Here is a 19815-nt window from a genome sequence, read left to right as displayed (position 1 = left end):
CGCTTGGGCACAGGTGGTCACAGGATGGCCGACCGCTGTCACACATACCGCTATATGCCTCCATGCAAGTGCGCATGTCATGCCCCCTGCAACGACAAGGCCCCGCCATCTGGCGGGGCCTTGTCGTTGTGGCCTGATGATCTGGCGATTATGGCGTGATGCTTACTCGTCGCTTGTGGGCACGGTGGCCTTGAGTGCCGCACTGCGCCCCAGCACGTTCATGCCCTTGAGCAGATTGAGCGCCTCACCCAGCTGGTAGTCGCTTTCCGCCACCACCGGGCTGTCGGGCGCCTTGCTGCTGGCGGACTCGCTGGCGGCGTTGGCATTGTCGAGGCGCCCGTCGAGATCTGCCTCGCGCACACTGAAGTCACGTCGCGTGTCGCGCTCGAGACGGCCTCGCACGACCTCGACATCCGGGCGGATGCCCTCGGCCTGGATCGAACGGCCGCTGGGCGTGAAGTAGAGCGCGGTGGTCAGCTTGAGCCCATCGCCATTGCCCAGTGGCATCACCGTCTGGACCGAGCCCTTGCCGAAGCTGTCGGTGCCCATGATGATGGCGCGGTGTTGATCCTGCAGTGCGCCGGACACGATTTCCGCGGCCGAGGCCGTGCCGCCATTGATCAGCACCACCAGCGGGGTGTCGCCCGCCGGGGTATCGGGCTTGGCCGAGAAGGACAGCTCGCTGTCGGGCAGGCGGCCTTCGGTGTAGACGATGCGGCCGCTGGACAGGAACAGGTCGCTGATCTCGACGGCGGCCGAGAGAAGCCCGCCGGGGTTGTTGCGCAGATCCAGCACCAGCCCCTTGAGCGGCTCGCCATCGTTGTCTTCCCGCAGTCTGGCCAGCGCCGTGTGGGCCTCGTCACCGGTCGCGCTCTGGAACTGGCTGATGCGCAGATAGCCATAGCCCGGGTCCAGCAGGCGCTGACTGACGCTGCTGCTCTTGATGATGGCGCGTTCCAGCACCACTTCGCGCGGCATGTCGGCGCCCTCGGATAGAATCAGCAGCCGAATGCGAGAGCCTGCCTCACCGCGCATCAACTTGACCGACTCCGACATCGACAGGCCGTCCAGCGGCGTATTGTCGATCTTGAGGATGACGTCTCGCGGCTGCAGGCCCGCGCGCGCCGCCGGGGTGTCGTCGATGGGGGCGATGACGGTCAGCTGGCCATCGTCGCCGGTGCCGACCTCGATACCGATGCCGCCAAACTCGCCATCGGTATTCTCGCGCAGGTCCTGCCAGTCTTCCTGATCCAGATAGGCGGAGTGCGGGTCCAGCCCTTCGAGCATGCCGCGCATGGCATTCTTGAGCAGCGTGCGGTCATCGACCTGATCGACGTAGGTGCGCTTGATGCGCTCGAAGACCTCGGCGAAGGTGCGCAGCTCATCCAGCGGCAGGTCCGTGCCCTGGCGGGCATCCTGAGCGCTGTCGGCCGGTGAGGTGACATCTTCTGCACTGGCCGGCAGTCCGCCACCCAGCAGGGCAAGGCTCAGCGGCACGCTGACCGCCAGCTGACGCAGGCGGCGCGGGGCAGGACGGAACGGCGACATTGCAGACATGCGATTTCCTTCTCGACGGATACTGACTCGACTGGTACCGAAATGCGCTGAGCGCCGGGGCCGGATGTCGAGGCATGGCAGGGGGAACACCGCCCAGCATGCTCGCAGTCACAGGCTACTGCGAGCATATCCCGCGCGAGTGCCTGGCGACTAGCCCGCTGGCTAGCGGTGGCATTCAGCGCTGGCTGACAATCAGGTGATGCGTGAGGTGCCGCTGCCAGACACTTCAGCGGCGCGCGAGCCAGCGACTCGGGTCTGTCGGCTGACCGCTGCGGCGCACTTCGAAATAGAGCGCCGGGCCATCACGCCCGCCGCTGCTGCCGACACTACCCAGCTGCTGGCCGCGTGACAGGCTGTCGCCCGGGCCTACGCTGAAGCTTGCCAGGTGGGCGTAGAGCGTCAGCACGTTGTCACCGTGATCGAGTATCAGCAGGTTGCCATAGCCGCGCATCCAGTCCGCGAAGACCACGCGACCGGCGTGCGGCGCCGTGACGGCGGTGCCCTGTGTCGCGCGAATCAACACGCCATCACGGTTGACGCCCTCGCCACGCCCATAGGCGGAGATCACCTTGCCCGGCGCCGGCCAGTCCATCTTGCCCATCGCACGCGTGATGCGGGTCTTGGGTGGCGGCGCACTCTTGATCGACTTGAGGCGCTTCTCGAGGGTCTGGATCAGCTGGTTGGCATGCGCGCGGTCCTGGTCCAGTTCGGCGATCTTCGCCTCATGGCTGGCATAGCGCGCATCCAGCTTGCGCAGCAGGGCGGCGCGTTCATTCTGTTGCGCGATCAGCTGACTGGCCTGCCGCTTGAGGCCTGCCTGCACGTCATCCAGGCGTGTCTGGCGAGCCAGCAGTTGTGCGCGGGTGTCGGCCAGTGACTGGTTCAGCTCGGCCAGGCGCTCCAGCGCCGCACGCCGTGATTCGCTCAGGTGGTTCAGATAGACCTGCAGGCGCTCAAGACGTGCGGGATCATCCTGATTGAGCAGCAATTTCAGTTCAGGCTGACGACCAAGGCGATAGAGGGCGGCCATCTCTTCAGCCACCGCCGCCTTCTGGGCCGTCTGCTGCTGACTGAGGGCTTCACGCTTGCGCGTCAGTGCCACCAGCTGCTGCTTGATGTCATCGCGCTCATCCTCGAGCTTGCCGGTCTGCTGGCGCGTGGCATTGAGCTGGCGCTCGATCTTCTCCAGCCCGTTGCGGGTGTCGCTGCGCCGCGCTGCCGTGGCCTTGAGCTCGCCCTGCATCGCCTGGATCTCGCGCTTGAGGCGCTTGAGGTCTTCCTGGGAGGCCTGCTTCTTCTGGGTCAGGGTGGCGGTGTCGTCAGCGGCCTGCGCGGTGGTCGCCACCACGGGGCCGAGTGCCAGCGGGGCGAGACTCAGCAGCCAGGCAGACAGCACAACGCCGGAGACTCGGCTCCGGCGCTTGAAGATTCGGGGGCGGTCGCCCTGCCCGAGCGGCTTGCTCGGGCAGGGCGAGAGGCACGACGCACCGAAGGGTGCGCCATGCAGCCTGCTATCAGGCCTCGGCATAATCGACCAGCACCTTGCCATCCATCTCTTCCGGCACCGACTGGCCCATCATGGTCAGCAGGGTCGGGGCGAGATCGCACAGACGCCCGTCGGCGGCCAGCTTGGCATCGCGCTGCGTCACGTAGATCAGCGGCACCTCGAAGGTGGTGTGCGCGGTCTGCGGATTGCCGGTTTCCGGATGCACCATCTGCTCGGCGTTACCGTGGTCGGCCGTGATCAGACATTCGCCACCGACCTTCTCCAGCGCCTCGACCACGCGTGCCACGCACTTGTCGAGGAACTCGACGGCCTGGACGGCGGCGTCGAACTTGCCGGTGTGGCCGACCATGTCGCCGTTGGCGTAGTTGCAGACGATGAGGTCGTAGCCGCCGGACTCGATGGCTTCCACCAGCTTGTCGGTGACTTCGCCGGCGCTCATTTCCGGCTTCTCGTCGTAGGTCTTCACGTCCTGCGGGGAGGGCACGAGGATGCGCGTCTCGCCGGGATATTCCTCTTCGCGGCCACCGGAGAAGAAGAAGGTGACGTGCGCGTACTTCTCGGTCTCGGCGATGCGCAGCTGGGTCAGGCCACGGTCGGACACGACCTCGCCCAGGGTGTTGTGCAGTTCGGACGGCGGGAAGGCTGCCGGCGCCGGGATGTCGGCGGCGTACTGGGTCATCATCACCAGGCCGTCGTGGGCCAGCTTGGGCGGCGTACGCTCGAAGCCTGCGAAGTCCGGCTCGACGAAGGCGCGGGTCAGCTCGCGGGCACGGTCGGCGCGGAAGTTCATGAAGATGGCCGCATCGCCTTCCTGCATGGCGACGGAATCGCCGATGCGGGTGGCGGTGACGAATTCATCGGTCTCGTCGCGCTCGTAGGCGGCAGCCAGACCGGCGACCCCAGTGGCGGCTTCATGCTCGGCTTCGCCGTTGGCGATCAGGCGGTAGGCCTGCTCGACTCGGTCCCAGCGGTTGTCGCGGTCCAGTGCGAAGTAGCGACCGACCAGCGTGGCGACACGGCCGTCTTCCAGGCCCAGGCCCGCGAGATGCTCATCGGCACGCGCGATGGAGGCCTCGGCGCTCTTGGGCGCGGTGTCACGGCCATCGGTGATGGCGTGGATATAGATGCGCTTGGCGCCCCGCTCGGCGGCCAGGTCAGCCATGGCCAGGGTGTGGTCTTCGTGGGAGTGGACGCCACCCGGAGACAGCAGGCCGATCAGGTGCACGGCACGCCCGGCCTTGACGGCGGCATCGATGGGCGCGGTCAGGATGTCATTGTCCTTGAGGGCATTCTCACGCACCGCCTTGGTGATGCGCGTGAAGTCCTGATAGACGATGCGACCGGCACCGAGGTTCATGTGGCCGACTTCGGAGTTGCCCATCTGGCCGTCCGGCAGGCCGACGAAGCCACCATCGGTGTGAATCAGTTCGCTGGGATATTCACGACGCAGGCGGTCCATTACCGGCGTGTCGGCGGCGAGGATGGCGTTGTCCTTCTCCTCTTCGCTGTGACCGTAGCCGTCCAGGATGATTAGGGCGACGGGACGCGGACCTTGTGCTTGAGCTGCCATGACTTCCTCGCTGTGATGACGAATGATCTGGGGTGAGCAGGGGCCGGGATGACAGGATGATGCTCGACGGGTGACGCATCATGCAGCTGTCATGTCCTGCGGCCATGCTGTGGCGCATCCGTGGGGCAGAACCCTCGGCGGAAACGATATGTAGTGATAAAACTACCTGCTCGTTCTGCCCTCTATTAGAGGGGTGGTAAGGTGCCGAGTGCAAGTGCCGCAAGTGTATCGCCGGGATTGGGTTGCACTATCGGTGGATCGCCCCGGCCCGGCTGAGCAGACAGCAGCCGGCGCATCGCCCGGCTACGCCTTTTTGATGCCATGCAGCGGCATTCATGCTTGGGCCTGTCATGTATAATGCTGGCTCCGTTACCTCAGGTAGCGGTCTATTTCCTTTGCCGCGTACGCGTCGGCATGCACGTCACAGCGGAGTTAGCCCGTCTCATGATCGAACAGCTGCTTCAGTTCGCGCAGAATCATCCCTTGCTGGTCGGCGCCTTCGTCGCCCTGCTGGTCGCCCTCATTGTCATGGAAACCATGCGTGGCAACCACGGCGTCAGCGTCAGCGAGGCCACGCGACTGGTCAATCGCGAAGAGGGTGTCTTCATCGACATCCGCGACAGCAAGGAATTCAAGGCCGGTCATATCGCCGGTGCCGTCAACGTTCCCAGTAGCCAGCTGACTAGCGAGACCACTCCGCTGGCCAAGTACAAGGAACGCCCGGTGATCATCGTCTGCAAGCACGGCCAGACGGCGGGACCGCTGGTGGCGCGCCTCGAGAAGGATGGCTTCAAGCAGGCCGTCAAGCTCAAGGGCGGCATGGGCCAGTGGGAAGCCGACAGCCTGCCGGTCGTGACTCGCTGAGTCGCAGGCTCGCACGTCGCGTGTCTGCCAGCTGTCATTGCCCCGCTGGCTGGGCAAGTTTGCGGGTCTGCTGGAGGCAGGCTCGCAACCAAGAATAAATCTCCGAACCCTCAAGGATATGTCTCATGGCTGAAGAACAGAACGCACAGGCTGCAGCAGGCGCAGAACAGGCTCAGGATCAGCTCCAGTTTGCCCTGCAGCGCATCTACGTGAAGGACGTGTCCTTCGAAGCCCCGAATTCTCCGGCGGTCTTCTCCCAGCCGTTCCAGCCGAAGGTCGCGCTGGAGCTGGATACCGAGCACCAGCAGGTCGGTGAGGAGCTGTTCGAAGTCTCCATCAAGGTCACCGCTCAGGTCACCAATGGCGAAGACAAGACCACTGCCTTCCTGGCGGAAGTCGAGCAGGCTGGCCTGTTCCGTATCGCTGGTCTGTCTGCCGAGCAGCTGGACCACACCCTGGGCGCCTTCTGCCCGAACGTGCTGTTCCCGTATGCGCGTGAAGCCATCGACAACCTGGTCAACCGTGGCAGCTTCCCTCCGCTGATGCTGGCTCCGGTCAACTTCGAGGCCATGTACGCGCAGCGCAAGCAGCGTGAAGCCCAGGGCGCCGCCGAGGCGACCGCTCACTGATCAGTGAGCCGGCCTTGATTGGCCACATGACAGGTACGACCAGCGACGGGCCCCAGTGGCCCGTCGCTGCGTTTTTGGGCGACAATGGCCGCCGCCTTGCCTGCGATGCTGCATCGACTCATCGCGGCTCACTTTCACTGCTTCTTAGTCCGCGAGACCCCGTCCATGGCCATCCGTCTGCACTGCCCCGATCTTGATCTCAATGTCAGCGCCGGGGCGTCCTTCGCGCTCCCCGAGGGGCCTGCACGCCACCTCGGGCTGGTGCTGCGTGCCAAGGTCGGCAGTGAGGCGCAGCTGTTCGATGGCCGTGGGCAGGAGGTGCGCGTGTTGCTGGAAGAGGTGACCCGCAAGGGCGTCAGCGTGCAGGTGATCGAGGCGGTGCCCAATGACCGCGAGGCGCCGCTGGCGGTGCATCTGGGGCAGGCGATCTCCAAGGGCGATCGCATGGATTACGCCATCCAGAAGGCCTGTGAAATGGGCGTGGCTGCCATCACGCCACTCTATACCGCGCGGGGCGACGTCAAGCTCAAGGGCGAGCGCGCCGACAAGAAGCTGGCGCACTGGCAGGGCGTGGCGGCCAGCGCCTGCGAACAGTGCGGAAGAAGTGTCGTGCCGGTCGTGCATGCCCCGGTGGCGATGACGCAGTGGCTGGCCGAGCGTGATGAGCCGCTGCGCCTGATTCTGCAGCCGGGCGGCGCCGAGGCGCTGAACGTGGCCGAGGCCGAGGGCGGCGTGACCCGCGCCAGCCTGCTGATCGGCCCGGAAGGCGGCTTCACGCAGGAAGAGGTGGCAGAAGCCGCCGCCGCCGGTTGTGAAGTGCTCGGCCTGGGGCCGCGTATCCTGCGCACCGAGACGGCGCCGGTGGTGGCGCTGACCTTGCTGCAGCAGCGATTTGGTGACCTGCCGCGCTGATCTCCCATCATCTGGCAGCCGGGCGGAATTGTTGATCTGCCGGCAACACAGCGTGAGCCGGCAAGGGCGTTTCGCCAGTGGTGAGCAGCACGGCGCTGCTGCATACTTGTCCCATCGCTCCCGCGCCATGGTGTCATGTCGCGACGGGAGTCTCCGTTATCCCCGCTGCCGGCCGCGTGCCGGGCTGGCAGTGTCGTCACAAGGTTGCCTCAATGACTGCTCGCAAGCTCAAGATCGGCGTGGTGATGGACCCGATGTCCAGCGTCGCCTACAAGAAGGACACCACTCTGGCCATGTTGTGGGCCGCCAGCCAGCGTGGCTGGTCGCTGCACTATCTCGAGCAGGAAGACCTCTATCTCGAGAATGGTCGCGCCATGGGCCGGATGCGTGATCTGGAGGTCTACCACGACCCGGACAACTTCTATCAGCTGGGCGAGATCGTCGCGACTCCGCTGGCCGAGCTTGACGTGATCCTGATGCGCAAGGATCCGCCCGTCGACGAACACTTCCTGAATGCCGTTCACCTGCTGGGCTTTGCCGAGCGGGAAGGCGTGCTGGTGGTCAATCCGACGGCCGCGCTGCAGACCTGCAACGAGAAGCTCTTCGCTCAGCAGTTCCCGCAGTGCATCCCGCCGACCACCGTGTCTGCCAACGACAAGGTGCTGCGCGCCTTCCACGCCGAGCATGGCAACGTGATCTTCAAGCCGCTGGATGGCATGGGGGGCAGTGGCATCTTCCACGTCGCCGAAGATGGCCGCAATCTCGGCTCGGTGATCGAGCAGCTGACGCTGCGGGGCACCCGTCAGATCATGGCCCAGCGTTATGTGCCGGAAATCAGTGCCGGCGATACGCGCATTCTGCTGGTGGATGGCGAGCCGGTGCCGTTCGGCCTGGCGCGCATCCCGAGCGCCGGCGAGACGCGCGGCAACCTGGCGGCTGGCGGACGTGGCGAATCGCGTGAGCTGACCGACCGCGATTACTGGCTGATCGAGCAGGTCAAGCCGGTGGTGAAATCATTGGGTCTGATGTTCGTCGGCCTGGACGTGATCGGCGACTACATCACCGAGATCAACGTCACCAGCCCGACCTGCGTACGCGAGATCGATACCCAGCGCGGCACTGATATCGCCGGTCTGTTGATGGATGCCATCGAAGCGCGTCTGGCGGCGCAGCCGTCTGCCTGAGCAACGTCGTGATGAGGTCGGCACCAGTGGCTGACCCGCGATGGATTCGCAGTAAACGGCAGGGAAGCCGAAGCTGCCAATGAGGTTCCGTGGACAGGGAGTGGGGTATGGCAGCACCCGTCGAATGGTGGGCAGGCAATCATAGCGTCACCGACCCGATCACCTATGTTCCGGTGACGCGGGTGCATCGCCGTGTGGTGGCATGGGGCGCGGCACTGGCCGTCCATGCCGTCATCGGCTGGTGGTTGCTGGGCAGCGGCCTGCTGACGCCGCCCGAGGTGCCGTCGATGCCAAAGCCCGTGATGCTCGATGTGACGCTGGTCAGTCAGGCCAGCGCCACTGCCGTCGACTCGCAGGTGGTGGCCGAGCAGGGCCAGCAGGCCAGTGGCAGCGGGCGCGAGGCAGCGGTGCAGGCCGGGCCAACCAATCAGGCGCCCCCGCAGCCTGGTGAGCAGAGTGCGTCCGAGGCCAGCGAGCCGGCCGTGGCGGAAGCCCAGACCCCGGCCACGCAGGCGCTGGTGCTGCCGGAGCGCATCCCCGAGGTCATCGCGACCCAGCAGGCGTCGCCACAGCAGGTGACGCGTTCCGAACTGCTGCCGGATACGCCGGACAACGAACAGCAGGCCAGCGAGCAGGACGTTCAGCGAATCCAGGCCTCCGGCCAGTCGCGTGAGGTGGTGGGTGACACCGCCTCACGCAAGGCGGCGCGTGCCTCGGCCCGCGCGCGCTATATCAATGACTGGACCGGCACGGTACAAGCATTCGGCAACCAGCACTATCCGGCACCTGCTCATCTGAGCGGCGAGCTGCGGATTCGCGCCGTCGTGCTGCCCAGCGGTCAGCTTGAGTTCGCGGAAGTGTTACAATCCTCGGGACATGCTGAACTCGACCAGGCGGCTCTGGATACGGTCTACGGCGCGGCTCCTTATGCGCCCTTTGATGAAAGTCTCAAGGGGATGAGCCAGCTGACCATCACCCGCATCTGGCGATTCGGCCCCGGCAACGATTCTGGCGCGCCCTGACGCCTCGGGAGGACCATGCAAAGTCTGCGAGACTATTTCCTGCTGGCGATGCCGCATCTCGATGATGACAATTTTTCCGGCTCGCTCAGTTACCTCTGTGATCATGATGACAAGGGCACCCTCGGTGTCATCGTCAACAAGCCGATCAAGCTGACCATGCGCGGTCTGTTCGAGCAGCTCGAGATCGCTGCTGACAGCTGTGAGCGCCTCGATGAGGTGGTCTATTACGGCGGCCCCGTCCACAAGGACCGCGGCTTCATCCTGCATCGCGGCAAGGCCAGCGAGTGGGATTCCAGCCTGCAGGTGACCGACGAACTGGCGCTGACCACCTCGTTGGACATCCTGAAGGCGATAGCCGGCAACGAAGGCCCTGATGACTTCATGGTCTGCCTCGGCTGCGCTGGCTGGGAGCCGGACCAGCTCACCAACGAGCTGAAGGAGAACAGCTGGCTGATCGTCGAAGGCGACAGCGGCATTCTCTTCGATGCCGACAGCGAGTCCCGTCTCGAAGCGGCTGCCAGCAAGCTGGGCGTCGACATGAATCTGATGTCGCGGGAGATCGGGCATGGCTGAGCGGCAAGTCAGCCGTACTGCGCTGGCATTCGACTTCGGCACGCGCCGCATCGGTGTCGCGGTGGGTACCGAGATGCTCGGCACCGCGACGCCCCTGGTGCCGCTGCATGTGCGGGACGGCATTCCGGACTGGAATGTCGTCAATCGCCTGATCGAGGAATGGCAGCCCGACCTGTTCGTGGTCGGCCTGCCCCTCGAGCTGGACGGCAGCGAGACACTGATGTGCAGCCGAGCCCGCAAGTTCGGCAAGCGCCTGTATGGCCGCTACGGCAAGCCGCTGGAAATGTGGGACGAGCGTGGCTCCACCAAGGCGGCCAAGGGCTTGGCGCGCGAGCGCGGCCACCGCGGCAATTATCGCGATGATGGCGTGGACGGCCTCGCCGCTCAGCTGATTCTCGAGAGCTGGTTTGCAAGCCAGCGAGGCGAGGGCGACCTTGTCGGTTACTGAATACTCCACCCGCTTCCTTTCCGGAAGCGGGTTTTTTTTGTCTGTTTGCCGCCATTCGGCAGGGAAGATAGGAAGCGATATCCATGCAAGAGTCTGAGATGCACGAAGAACATGAGGCACTGCCAGAGGTCGAGGCACTGCTCGAGGCCATGACCGAGGAGCTCGAATTGCTGTTCGAGCGCCGTGAAATCGACCGTGAACGTCTGATTCCGGTCGGCATTCATACCGGCGGTGTCTGGGTCGCCCAGGCACTGCGTGAGCGGCTGGGGCTGGAAGAGCCCCTCGCGACACTGGATATCGGTTTCTGGCGCGACGACTTCGGCCACAAGGGCCTGCCGGATGGCGGCCAGGGGTCACAGCTGCCGGATATCGAGAATCGCGATCTGCTGCTGGTGGACGACGTGCTGATGAGCGGACGTACCGTGCGCGCGGCGCTCAATGAGCTGTTCGACTATGGCCGTCCGCGCCGCGTGCTGCTGGCCTGCCTGGTAGAGCTGCCGGGGCGTGAGCTGCCGGTGCAGCCTGACGCCCTGGGCGCCAACCTGGCGCTGGCGCCCGGCAAGCGCATCAAGCTGGAAGGCCCCGACAACCTGCGCCTGACACTGGTCGATACCGGCGAGGTGACGGCATGAACCTGTTTGATCTCTCGCAGGCCAGCGCGGATGTGCGGGCTGCCTCGCCGGCTCAGGTCCAGCTGGATGAGCAGGGCCGGCTGCGCCACTTTCTGGATATCGAAGGCCTGCCGCGCAGCGTGCTGACCGAGATTCTCGATACCGCCGATCACTTCCGTGGCATCGGCGATGCCGAGGTCAAGAAGGTGCCGTTGCTGCGCGGGCGCACGGTGGCCAACCTGTTCTTCGAGAACTCGACCCGCACGCGTGCCACCTTCGAGCTGGCTGCCAAGCGTCTGTCGGCGGATGTGCTCAATCTGGACATCAAGACCTCGTCGGCCGCCAAGGGCGAGTCGCTGATGGATACCCTGGTCAATCTCGAGGCCATGCAGGCGGACGCCTTCGTGGTGCGTCATGGCGACTCCGGCGCGGCGCACTTCATCGCCAGTCAGATCACGCCGCATGTGGCGATCATCAATGCCGGCGACGGTCGTCATGCGCACCCGACCCAGGCGATGCTCGACATGCTGACCATTCGCCGCCACAAGGGCGAGTTCGCCAATCTGCGCGTCGCGATCGTCGGTGACATCCTGCATTCACGCGTCGCTCGCTCGCAGATTCAGGCGCTCAATACGCTGGGCGCAGCGGAGGTGCGGGTGGTCGCGCCGCAGACGCTGCTGCCCATCGGGGTCGAGACGCTGGGCTGCCAGGTTTTCACTGAGCTGGCAGCAGGGCTGAAGGATGTCGATGTCGTCATCATGCTGCGCCTGCAGAAGGAGCGCATGGATGGCGCGCTGCTGCCCTCGGAATCGGAATACTATCGCCGCTATGGCCTGACCCGCGAAAGCCTGGCACACGCGCACCCTGACGCCGTGGTGATGCATCCGGGGCCGATCAACCGGGGAGTCGAGATCGAATCCGCCGTCGCGGATGGCCCGCGCTCGCTGATACTCGATCAGGTCACCAACGGCATCGCGGTGCGCATGGCGGTGCTGTCGATGGCGGTCTCCGGACAGATGAAGGCGCGCGCCGAGCGCAGGGGTGAACGTTCACGAGGAGCTGGCGCATGAAACGCAGCCTGATCAATGCACGGGTGATCGACCCGACCAACGGCCGCGATGGCCAGTACGACCTCCATCTCGACGGCGGTCGCCTGATCGCGATCGGCGAGGCGCCGGCGGACTTCAGCGCCGAGCAGCGCGATGATCTGGCGGGCAAGCTGGTCACGCCGGCCTTCATCGATCTTGGCGCGCACTTGCGTGACCCGGGTCCGCGCTACAAGGGCAGCCTGGTCAGTGAGTCGGCTGCCGCACTGGCGGGTGGCTACGCGACCATCCTGCCGCGGCCCGACACCAGCCCGGTGCTCGACAGCGCCTCGCATATTCGTACGCTGCTGGACCGTGCGCGTGATGTGGCGGGGGTGCGTCTCGCGCCGCTGGGGGCACTGACGCAGGGGCTGGAAGGTGATCTGCTCGCCAATATGGCCGCGCTCAAATCCGCAGGCTGTGTGGCACTGACCAACCTGCGCCAGCCGATACGCGATCTCGGCGTACTGCGACGCTGTCTGGAGTACGCGCGGACCTTTGATATCACCGTCGTGTTCCAGGCCCAGGAGGCCGCCTTGGCCGGGCAGGGCTGCGCCCATGAGGGCGCCATTGCCTCGCGTCTCGGATTGGCCGGCATTCCGGAATCAGCCGAAACGGTCGCTCTGACCCAGTGGCTGCTGTTGATCGAGCAGACCGGTGTACGGGCGCATGTGTCGCTGCTCTCCAGTGCACGGGCCGTGGAGCTGGTACGTGATGCCAAGGCCAGAGGGCTGGATATCAGCGCGGATGTGTCGATGGCGCAACTGCACTGGACCGATGAGCAGCTGGAAGGCTTCAACGCCAACTTCCATCTGGAGTCGCCACTGCGCAGCGCGGCAGACCGTGATGCGCTGCGGGCCGGTGTGGTCGATGGCACCATCGACGCCATCGTCAGTGATCATCTGCCCCATGAAGCCGCTGCCAAGAGCGCGCCCTTTGCAGTATCCGAGCCCGGCATGACCAGCCTGGAAACCATGCTGCCGCTGGGACTGGCGCTGGTGAAGGCCGAGCTGCTCAGCCTGCCTCGCCTGATCGAGACATTGACGTTCAGTGCCAGACGCTTCGGGCTCAAGGGCGGCATGCTGGAAGTGGGTGAGTACTGTGATCTGGCGGTGATCGATATGGAACAGGAATGGCGTGTCTCAAGCGAGACGCTGGTCAGTGCCGGCCATAACACGCCGCTGCTTGGCATGCTGTTGAACGGTCGCGTCGAAGAGGTGTTGCTGGGTGATTCCTGCTACGCCTAAGCAGTGTTTCACGTGGAACATGATGCTTGAGATATTTGGCTAAAGCGCGCCAACAGACTGATAGACAAGCGATTTTTTGGATGACGTATGGGGAGAAATTGGCTGCTTTATCGTAAAGCAGCCAATTTCTTTACCAGCCTATGGCGCAGAGTGACATCGCTGGGCTGCGCTCTTTGCTGCCGGCAGATGTTTCACGTGGAACAATGGCTTCAGGAGCGATTTGCAAGAGCCCATTGGCCACAGCGCCTTAAAGCGGCTGTGGCAATAGTGAGCAAGGCAGCTGGCCAGGCTGATCTGGCATGCAGAAAAATAGATTTGAACAACAAGGAGAGAAAACCATGCCGATGATTCGTGCGGAATTTCTGACTGGCAAGACACAGGAACAGAAGCGGGAGCTGGTGGAGGCGTTGACGCGCGAGACGGCTCGCGTGCTGGGTGTGCGTGAGCAGTCCGTCTGGGTAGTGCTGCAGGAAGTGGAGCCGGAAAACTGGGCCGTCGCTGGCACGCCATTGTCAGAGCGCTAAGAGAAGAAGTTTCAACTGGGCACTTGTTCTCAACTATCTGATTAAGAGGGTGTTTAGCGAGGAATCAAGATGTTCCACGTGAAACACGCCCTTGGTCTTGGCCCGGCATTGCCAGTATATGGGAAACCGGCTGAGGCATGACAGAGGGGAGTGGGACGCAAGGCGCGGCGATCAACGTGCCTGGTACTCCGGAACAAAAAACGCCGCAGCCATTTCTGGCTGCGGCGTTTTCATTTGCCTGCCCTCTGCTCCACGGCCATGAAGCAGAGTACGGACTCAGTTCTCGAAATCAGCTTCCGAGTAGAGGGTCCGGATACGCAGGGTATGGTCGACGGTCTTGAGCGCTTCGAGCGCTTTCTTGCCGTAGGCCTTGTCGACATCGATGACCACATAGCCGACCGTGTTGTTGGTCTGCAGGTACTGGCCAGAGATGTTGATGCCTTCCTCGGACAGCACCTGGTTGATGCGTGACAGCACGCCCGGGACGTTGTCGTGGATATGCAGCAGACGGTGCTTTTCCGGGTGCGCCGGCAGGGCGACTTCCGGGAAGTTGACCGAGCCGATGGTGGTACCGTTGTCGGAGTAGGTCACCAGCTTCTCGGCGACTTCGACACCGATGTTTTCCTGGGCTTCCATGGTGGAGCCACCGACGTGCGGCGTCAGGATGACATTGTCGAACTCGCGCAGCGGAGACACGAACTCTTCGCCGTTGCCTTTCGGCTCTACCGGGAAGACGTCGATGGCGGCGCCCAGCAGCTTGCCGCTGGAGAGGGCTTCGGCCAGGTCTTCGATGACGACGGTGGTGCCGCGTGCCGCATTGATGAAGACGCTGTTCTGCTTCATCAGCGCGAACTGCTGCTTGCCCATCATCCACTTGGTGGAGGGGATTTCCGGCACATGCAGGGTGACGATGTCAGCGCGCGCCAGCAGCTCTTCCAGGCTTGCCACCTGACGGGCATTGCCCATGCCGAGCTTGGTGACGGCATCGTAGTAGATGACGTCCAGGCCCAGGGATTCGCTGAGCACGGACAGCTGGGAGCCGATGCTGCCGTAGCCCACGATGCCCAGCGTCTTGCCGCGGACCTCATGGCTGTTCTTGGCGGATTTCATCCACTGGCCACGATGTGCCTTGGCGCTCTTCTCCGGCACGCCGCGCATCAGCATGATGGCTTCGGCCAGTACCAGCTCGGCGACCGAGCGAGTGTTGGAGTAGGGCGCGTTGAACACGGGAATACCGCGCTTCAGTGCGGCTTCCAGGTCGACCTGGTTGGTGCCGATGCAGAAGCAGCCGATGGCGGTGAGCTTCTCGGCAGCGGAGATCACGCGCTCGTTGAGCTGAGTGCGGGAACGAATACCGATGAAGTGCACATCGCGGATCTTCTCGATCAGTTCTTCCTCGGCCAGCGAGGTCTGAAGCAGTTCGATGTTGGTGTAACCCGCGTTGAGGAAATTATCCACGGCGGATTGGTGGACACCCTCGAGCAATAGAATCTTGATCTTGCTCTTGTCCAGGGACGTCTTGGCCATTGTCGGATCAACCCTCTCGCCGGTCATGCCGGCGTTTCTGTTCGTTTGGTCTTTTTCATGACCTGCTGGCGTGTCACACCTCAAGAAAATGCCAGAGAAACAGCGGGGCGTGCTGTCAACAGGGGAGCAAAGAATATCACAGCCGACGGGGCCTCCGGATGAAATGTCCGCGTGCCGGGCATGAAAAATTCACAGCACAGCCGTTTGATGTGACTCTTCCTGCGTGCGCAGGGGGTGGGCAGCGTCGTGAAGCCCTTCGGGTTATACTGGCGCTCCACACAGAGACACCGGGCCCGCCCGGTCGGATGAGCGAGAGCACCCATGGCCGAAAAGGAAGTGCCACAGGATTTCGCCGCCACCCTGGCCCGTCTTGAAGGGTTGGTGACGCGGCTCGAGGCTGGCGACATGTCGCTGGAAGCGTCACTGGGCGCTTTTGAAGAGGGCGTGAGCCTGGCGCGTGAGGCGCAGCAGCGGCTCGACAGCGCCGAGTTGCGCCTGCAGGCATTGGTGGAAGGCCCGGAGGGAGCGCTGACGCCCACGGCGTTTACGGCGCCCGATGCCGCAGGCAGCATGGCGGGTGAAGCGGACGAGGAGAAGGACTGGTGATGTCAGGTGGATTGAATACGCAAGTCACGCCGACTGCATCGCAGGCCAGCGAGCTGATCCGCTCTGGACAGGCGCGCAGTGAGGCCGTGCTTGAGGCGTTGTTGACTCCCGGCAGTGCGGCGGTGAGTGAGCGTCTCGAGGACGCCATGCGCTACAGCGTGCTGGGTGGCGGCAAGCGTCTGCGTCCCGTGCTGCTGTATGCGGTGGGTCGTGCCCTGGGCTGCGATGAAGAGGCCGCTGACCGCGCTGCGCTGGACGCGGCGGCAGCGGCGCTCGAATTGGTGCATGCCTATTCGCTGGTCCATGATGACCTGCCGGCCATGGACGATGACGACCTGCGGCGTGGCCGTCCCACCGTGCATCGCGCCTTCGATGAGGCGACCGCCATTCTCGCGGGCGATGCCCTGTTGACGCTCTCCTTCGAAGTGATGGCGACGACCGGCCATGTACGGACACCTGCCCTGGTGCGTACCCTGGCCGAGGCCTCCGGGCGGCGCGGCATGGTGGCCGGTCAGGCGCTGGATCTCGAGGCGGTCGGGCAGTTCCGTGAGGTAGAGGCGCTGTCACGCATGCATGCCTACAAGACCGGCGCGCTGATTCGCGCTGCGGTCCGTCTGGGTGGATTGGTGGCAGTCGACGAGCAGGATTCGCGTCTTGCTGCCCTGGAGCGCTACGCTTCGGCTATCGGCCTGGCCTTCCAGATCCAGGATGACATCCTGGACGTGACGGGCGACACCGCAACGCTTGGCAAGACGGCCGGTGCTGACGCTGCGCGCGACAAGCCGACCTATCCCTCGCTGCTTGGACTCGAAGGTGCTCAAGAGCGAGCAGGTCAGCTACTGCAAGAGGCCCTGGATGCCCTGGCACCGTTGGGAGAGGCCGCAGAGCCACTCGCGGTGCTGGCGCGCTACATGATCGAGCGAGACCACTGATTCCTGACGCCTATGAAGCTGTTTGACGAGATACCTCAGGCGCGCCCCGCGACGCCACTGCTCGATGCGGTCGAGACACCTCAAGCGCTGCGCGCCATGAGCGCGGCACAGCTGCGCCAATTGGCTGACGAACTGCGCGCCTACCTGCTTTACAGCGTCGGCTGTACCGGCGGGCACTTCGGTGCCGGGCTCGGTGTGGTCGAGCTGACCGTGGCCCTCCATCATGCGCTGGAAACGCCCCATGACCGTCTGGTGTGGGACGTGGGTCATCAGGCCTATCCGCACAAGATTCTGACCGGCCGTCGTGAAGCCATGTACAGCATGCGCCAGTACAACGGCCTGTCTGCCTTCCCCAAGCGTGCCGAGAGCGAGTTCGACACCTTCGGGGTGGGCCATTCCAGCACCTCGATCAGTGCGGCGCTGGGCATGGCGCTCGGCGCCCGCACGGCGGGTGAGTCACGGCGCGCCTGTGCGGTGATCGGCGATGGTGCCCTGACGGCTGGCATGGCGTTCGAGGCACTGGCGCATGCCGGGCACGTGAAGGCCAATATGCTGGTCGTGCTCAACGACAACGAGATGTCGATCTCCGAGAACGTCGGCGGCCTGGCAAGCTATCTGGCACGTATTCTGGCCAGCAAGCCGTATACCCAGATGCGCGCCAACGGCAAGCGACTGCTGTCGCCCTTGCCGGGTGCGCTGGAGCTTGCCAAGCGTACCGAAGAGCACATGAAGGGCTTCATCAGCCCGGCGACGCTGTTCGAGGAGATGGGCTTCAACTACATCGGCCCCATCGACGGCCATGACCTGCCGGCGCTGGTGCAGACGTTGCGCAACATGCGTGATCTGGATGGCCCGCAGTTCCTGCATGTGGTGACGCGCAAGGGCAAGGGCTTCCTGCCGGCGGAGCGTGACCCGATCGGCTATCACGCCATCACCAAGCTCGAGAAGGCCGCGCCTCAGGCAGCCGAGCAGGCGCCTGCCGTCACCGACGCGCCGGCTCCCAAGCCGCAGAAATACTGCAGCGTCTTCGGCAACTGGCTGTGTGACGCCGCCGCCGCGGATGCGCGCGTCATCGGCATCACGCCGGCCATGCGGGAAGGCTCGGATCTGGTGCGCTTCTCGAAGGAATATCCTGATCGCTACTACGATGTCGCCATCGCGGAGCAGCACGCGGTAACAGTGGCAGCGGGCATGGCCTGTGAAGGCATGAAGCCGGTGGTGGCGATCTATTCCACCTTCCTGCAGCGTGGCTATGATCAGCTGATCCACGATGTCGCGGTGCAGAAACTGGACGTGACCTTTGCCATCGATCGTGCCGGTCTGGTCGGTGAAGACGGCCCGACGCATCACGGCAGCCTGGACATGTCATTCCTGCGCTGCGTGCCGGAGCTGGTGTTGATGGCGCCGGCCGATGAAGCCGAGTGCCGTGGCATGCTGAGCGCGGCACTGGCCCACCCCGGGCCGGCTGCGGTGCGCTATCCGCGCGGTACCGGGCCGGGGGTGGCCACCGATGCCGACCTGACGCCAATGGCCATCGGTCAGGGGGAATATCGCCGTCGTATCAGCGGCAGCCCCGAGGTGCGTGTCGCCATCGTCGCCGTGGGCAGCATGAGCACGCCGGTGGCTGAGGTCGCCGAGGCGCTGGACGCGACCCACTTCAATCTGCGCTCCATCAAGCCGCTGGACCGCGAGGCACTGCTCGAGATCGCCGCGGAGCACGACCTGGTCGTGACCGTCGAAGAGAATGCCATCGCGGGTGGCGCGGGAGCCGGCGTGGCCGAGCTCTACCTGAACGCGGGACTGGCTCAGCCCATGTTGCTGCTGGGGCTGCCGGATGGCTTCGTCGAGCATGGCAAGCCGGTCGAGCTGCTGCGTGACTGCGGTCTGGATGCCGCCGGCATCCGCGCCAGTATCGAGGCTCGCCTCGGCAGCTGATCCTGGTGGCATGCAATACCGAAACGCCTGTGGATGACTCGAGAGTTCGAGTTGTCCACAGGCGTTTTTCGTTGCGTGACTGCCTGCGGCGGGACGGCGAAGGATGCATGGAAACTCCGCGACTTCCCGCCCATGCTGGATGACCATCAAGCCCTCTGCTCAAGCAGCCAGGGCCTGGCTGGCGCGAAAGCCTTCACCTGCGCCAGTCACCACCGCAACGCCACGGAGTGCGCCCGACCATGTTGACTCTCTACAGCTATCCGAATTCCCGCTCGCTGCGGGTCGCCTGGACGCTCGAGGAACTGGGGCTCGATTACCGGATTCATAGTCTGGATCTGAAGGCCGGTGAGGGGCACAGCCCTGAATACCTGGCCATTCATCCCGATGGCAAGGCACCAGCCCTGGTGGATGGTGAGCTGGCCCTGTTCGAGTCCAGTGCCATCTGTCGCTACCTGGCGGCGCGAGAAGGGCGCCTGCTGCCACAATCGCTGGCCGGGCAGGCACAGATGGATCAATGGCTCAGTTTCCTGACCACCGAGCTTGAGCAGCCGCTGTGGACATTGGCCAAGCACACCTTCGCGCTGCCGGAGGACCAGCGCTGTGATGCCATCAAGCAGACAGCCCAATGGGAATTCCAGCGTGCTCTCAAGGCACTTCAGCGCCGCTTCGGTGGTCAGGGCTGGCTGGTGGCCGAGGAATTCAGTGTCGCCGATATCTTCCTCGCCCAGACCCTCAGTTGGGCGCAGATGGCCGGGCAACCTCTGCCGGCCGTGCTTGAGCAATGGGGCGAAGAGGTGCGGGCGCGTCCTGCCTGCGAGCGGGGCCGCCAGCGCGAGCAACAGGCCGCCGAGGAGTGCCAGCAACACTGAGCCCTGTTGCCGGAAACGTCATCGAACGCCGCCACAGGCCAAGCTGACGGGCTGACCTGTCCTGCATGTACTGCAATGACGTCATGAAAGCGCGCTGAGAGCGCGCACACGCCACGAGGCGCCATCCTGATATCAGGGTGGCGCCTTTTTCGTTTCTGGGTCTCAGGGGCGCTTGCAGGGCGCCTGACGAGGTTGAGAGGTCGGCTTGCTCGT

The 19815-nt window shown here is 64.4% G+C and carries 19 protein-coding genes; 15 read left to right on the top strand and 4 right to left on the bottom strand.

Annotated elements, in window-relative coordinates; translation table 11 throughout:
• Nucleotides 1–162: 162 nt before the first annotated feature.
• The 3 genes from ACJJV2_RS16990 to gpmI all read right to left on the bottom strand — a co-directional run bounded on the left by ACJJV2_RS16990 (nt 163) and on the right by gpmI (nt 4634).
• Nucleotides 163–1548 carry a S41 family peptidase gene (locus ACJJV2_RS16990; RefSeq protein WP_153636739.1) on the bottom strand — a complete coding sequence of 462 codons (1386 nt, stop codon included), beginning with the start codon at nt 1546–1548 and terminating at the stop codon, nt 163–165.
• 235 nt (nt 1549–1783) lie between these two features.
• Nucleotides 1784–2953 (bottom strand): peptidoglycan DD-metalloendopeptidase family protein, encoded by a 1170-nt coding sequence (locus tag ACJJV2_RS16985; protein ID WP_348471289.1) that lies wholly within the window; start codon nt 2951–2953, stop codon nt 1784–1786.
• A gap of 118 nt (nt 2954–3071) precedes the next feature.
• Nucleotides 3072–4634 (bottom strand): 2,3-bisphosphoglycerate-independent phosphoglycerate mutase, encoded by a 1563-nt coding sequence (gpmI, locus tag ACJJV2_RS16980; protein WP_043331623.1) that lies wholly within the window; start codon nt 4632–4634, stop codon nt 3072–3074.
• A 444-nt stretch (nt 4635–5078) separates the two neighbouring features.
• Between gpmI and ACJJV2_RS16975 the strand changes: the two genes are divergently transcribed.
• The 11 genes from ACJJV2_RS16975 to ACJJV2_RS16925 all read left to right on the top strand — a co-directional run bounded on the left by ACJJV2_RS16975 (nt 5079) and on the right by ACJJV2_RS16925 (nt 13733).
• Nucleotides 5079–5498, top strand: coding sequence for a rhodanese-like domain-containing protein (locus ACJJV2_RS16975; protein ID WP_043331622.1), 420 nt, complete (start codon nt 5079–5081; stop codon nt 5496–5498).
• A gap of 125 nt (nt 5499–5623) precedes the next feature.
• Nucleotides 5624–6127 (top strand): protein-export chaperone SecB, encoded by a 504-nt coding sequence (gene secB / locus ACJJV2_RS16970; RefSeq protein ID WP_043331620.1) that lies wholly within the window; start codon nt 5624–5626, stop codon nt 6125–6127.
• A 165-nt stretch (nt 6128–6292) separates the two neighbouring features.
• The gene (locus ACJJV2_RS16965; protein ID WP_084589228.1) at nt 6293–7039 is read left to right on the top strand and encodes a 16S rRNA (uracil(1498)-N(3))-methyltransferase; all 747 of its coding nucleotides are present in this window, start codon (nt 6293–6295) and stop codon (nt 7037–7039) included.
• Nucleotides 7040–7251: 212 nt separating this feature from the next.
• A complete protein-coding gene (gshB, locus tag ACJJV2_RS16960) occupies nt 7252–8223 on the top strand; it encodes a glutathione synthase (RefSeq protein ID WP_405282325.1) in 972 nt (323 codons plus the stop codon).
• A gap of 107 nt (nt 8224–8330) precedes the next feature.
• Entirely contained in the window at nt 8331–9245 is a 915-nt protein-coding gene (locus ACJJV2_RS16955; RefSeq protein ID WP_405282324.1) for a TonB family protein, read from the top strand.
• 15 nt (nt 9246–9260) lie between these two features.
• Complete coding sequence (locus tag ACJJV2_RS16950) at nt 9261–9818, top strand: YqgE/AlgH family protein (protein WP_043331610.1); 558 nt, start codon at nt 9261–9263, stop codon at nt 9816–9818.
• Nucleotides 9811–10266: a Holliday junction resolvase RuvX gene (gene ruvX / locus ACJJV2_RS16945; protein WP_054556397.1), complete on the top strand. Its 456-nt coding sequence runs from the start codon at nt 9811–9813 to the stop codon at nt 10264–10266. The genes ACJJV2_RS16950 and ruvX overlap by 8 nt, the downstream gene beginning before the upstream one ends.
• Before the next feature lie 98 nt (nt 10267–10364).
• Nucleotides 10365–10898, top strand: coding sequence for a bifunctional pyr operon transcriptional regulator/uracil phosphoribosyltransferase PyrR (pyrR, locus tag ACJJV2_RS16940; protein WP_405282323.1), 534 nt, complete (start codon nt 10365–10367; stop codon nt 10896–10898).
• Nucleotides 10895–11947, top strand: coding sequence for an aspartate carbamoyltransferase catalytic subunit (locus ACJJV2_RS16935; protein ID WP_052384301.1), 1053 nt, complete (start codon nt 10895–10897; stop codon nt 11945–11947). Before pyrR ends, ACJJV2_RS16935 begins: the two co-directional genes overlap by 4 nt.
• Nucleotides 11944–13209 (top strand): dihydroorotase, encoded by a 1266-nt coding sequence (locus ACJJV2_RS16930; RefSeq protein ID WP_405282322.1) that lies wholly within the window; start codon nt 11944–11946, stop codon nt 13207–13209. The genes ACJJV2_RS16935 and ACJJV2_RS16930 overlap by 4 nt, the downstream gene beginning before the upstream one ends.
• Before the next feature lie 338 nt (nt 13210–13547).
• Nucleotides 13548–13733, top strand: a complete 186-nt coding sequence (locus ACJJV2_RS16925; RefSeq protein ID WP_043331603.1) for a tautomerase family protein — start codon at nt 13548–13550, stop codon at nt 13731–13733.
• A 276-nt stretch (nt 13734–14009) separates the two neighbouring features.
• Here ACJJV2_RS16925 and serA read toward each other — a convergent pair whose 3' ends face one another.
• Nucleotides 14010–15260: a phosphoglycerate dehydrogenase gene (gene serA / locus ACJJV2_RS16920; RefSeq protein ID WP_043331602.1), complete on the bottom strand. Its 1251-nt coding sequence runs from the start codon at nt 15258–15260 to the stop codon at nt 14010–14012.
• A 321-nt stretch (nt 15261–15581) separates the two neighbouring features.
• Here serA and xseB point away from each other — a divergent pair, with 321 nt between their 5' ends.
• The 4 genes from xseB to ACJJV2_RS16900 all read left to right on the top strand — a co-directional run bounded on the left by xseB (nt 15582) and on the right by ACJJV2_RS16900 (nt 19602).
• A complete protein-coding gene (gene xseB, locus ACJJV2_RS16915; RefSeq protein WP_043331600.1) occupies nt 15582–15866 on the top strand; it encodes an exodeoxyribonuclease VII small subunit in 285 nt (94 codons plus the stop codon).
• The gene (locus ACJJV2_RS16910) at nt 15866–16798 is read left to right on the top strand and encodes a polyprenyl synthetase family protein (RefSeq protein WP_054556401.1); all 933 of its coding nucleotides are present in this window, start codon (nt 15866–15868) and stop codon (nt 16796–16798) included. Before xseB ends, ACJJV2_RS16910 begins: the two co-directional genes overlap by 1 nt.
• Nucleotides 16799–16810: 12 nt before the next feature.
• Nucleotides 16811–18733 carry a 1-deoxy-D-xylulose-5-phosphate synthase gene (dxs, locus tag ACJJV2_RS16905; protein WP_405282321.1) on the top strand — a complete coding sequence of 641 codons (1923 nt, stop codon included), beginning with the start codon at nt 16811–16813 and terminating at the stop codon, nt 18731–18733.
• Nucleotides 18734–18972: 239 nt separating this feature from the next.
• The gene (locus tag ACJJV2_RS16900; RefSeq protein WP_405282320.1) at nt 18973–19602 is read left to right on the top strand and encodes a glutathione S-transferase family protein; all 630 of its coding nucleotides are present in this window, start codon (nt 18973–18975) and stop codon (nt 19600–19602) included.
• The last annotated feature ends 213 nt before the right edge of the window (nt 19603–19815 follow it).

Source organism: Cobetia sp. Ld8 (assembly GCF_045066615.1).
Classification (GTDB): Bacteria; Pseudomonadota; Gammaproteobacteria; order Pseudomonadales; family Halomonadaceae; genus Cobetia; species Cobetia amphilecti.
Note: the sequence above shows the minus strand (reverse complement) of the source record. Positions and strands in the feature narration are given on the sequence as shown.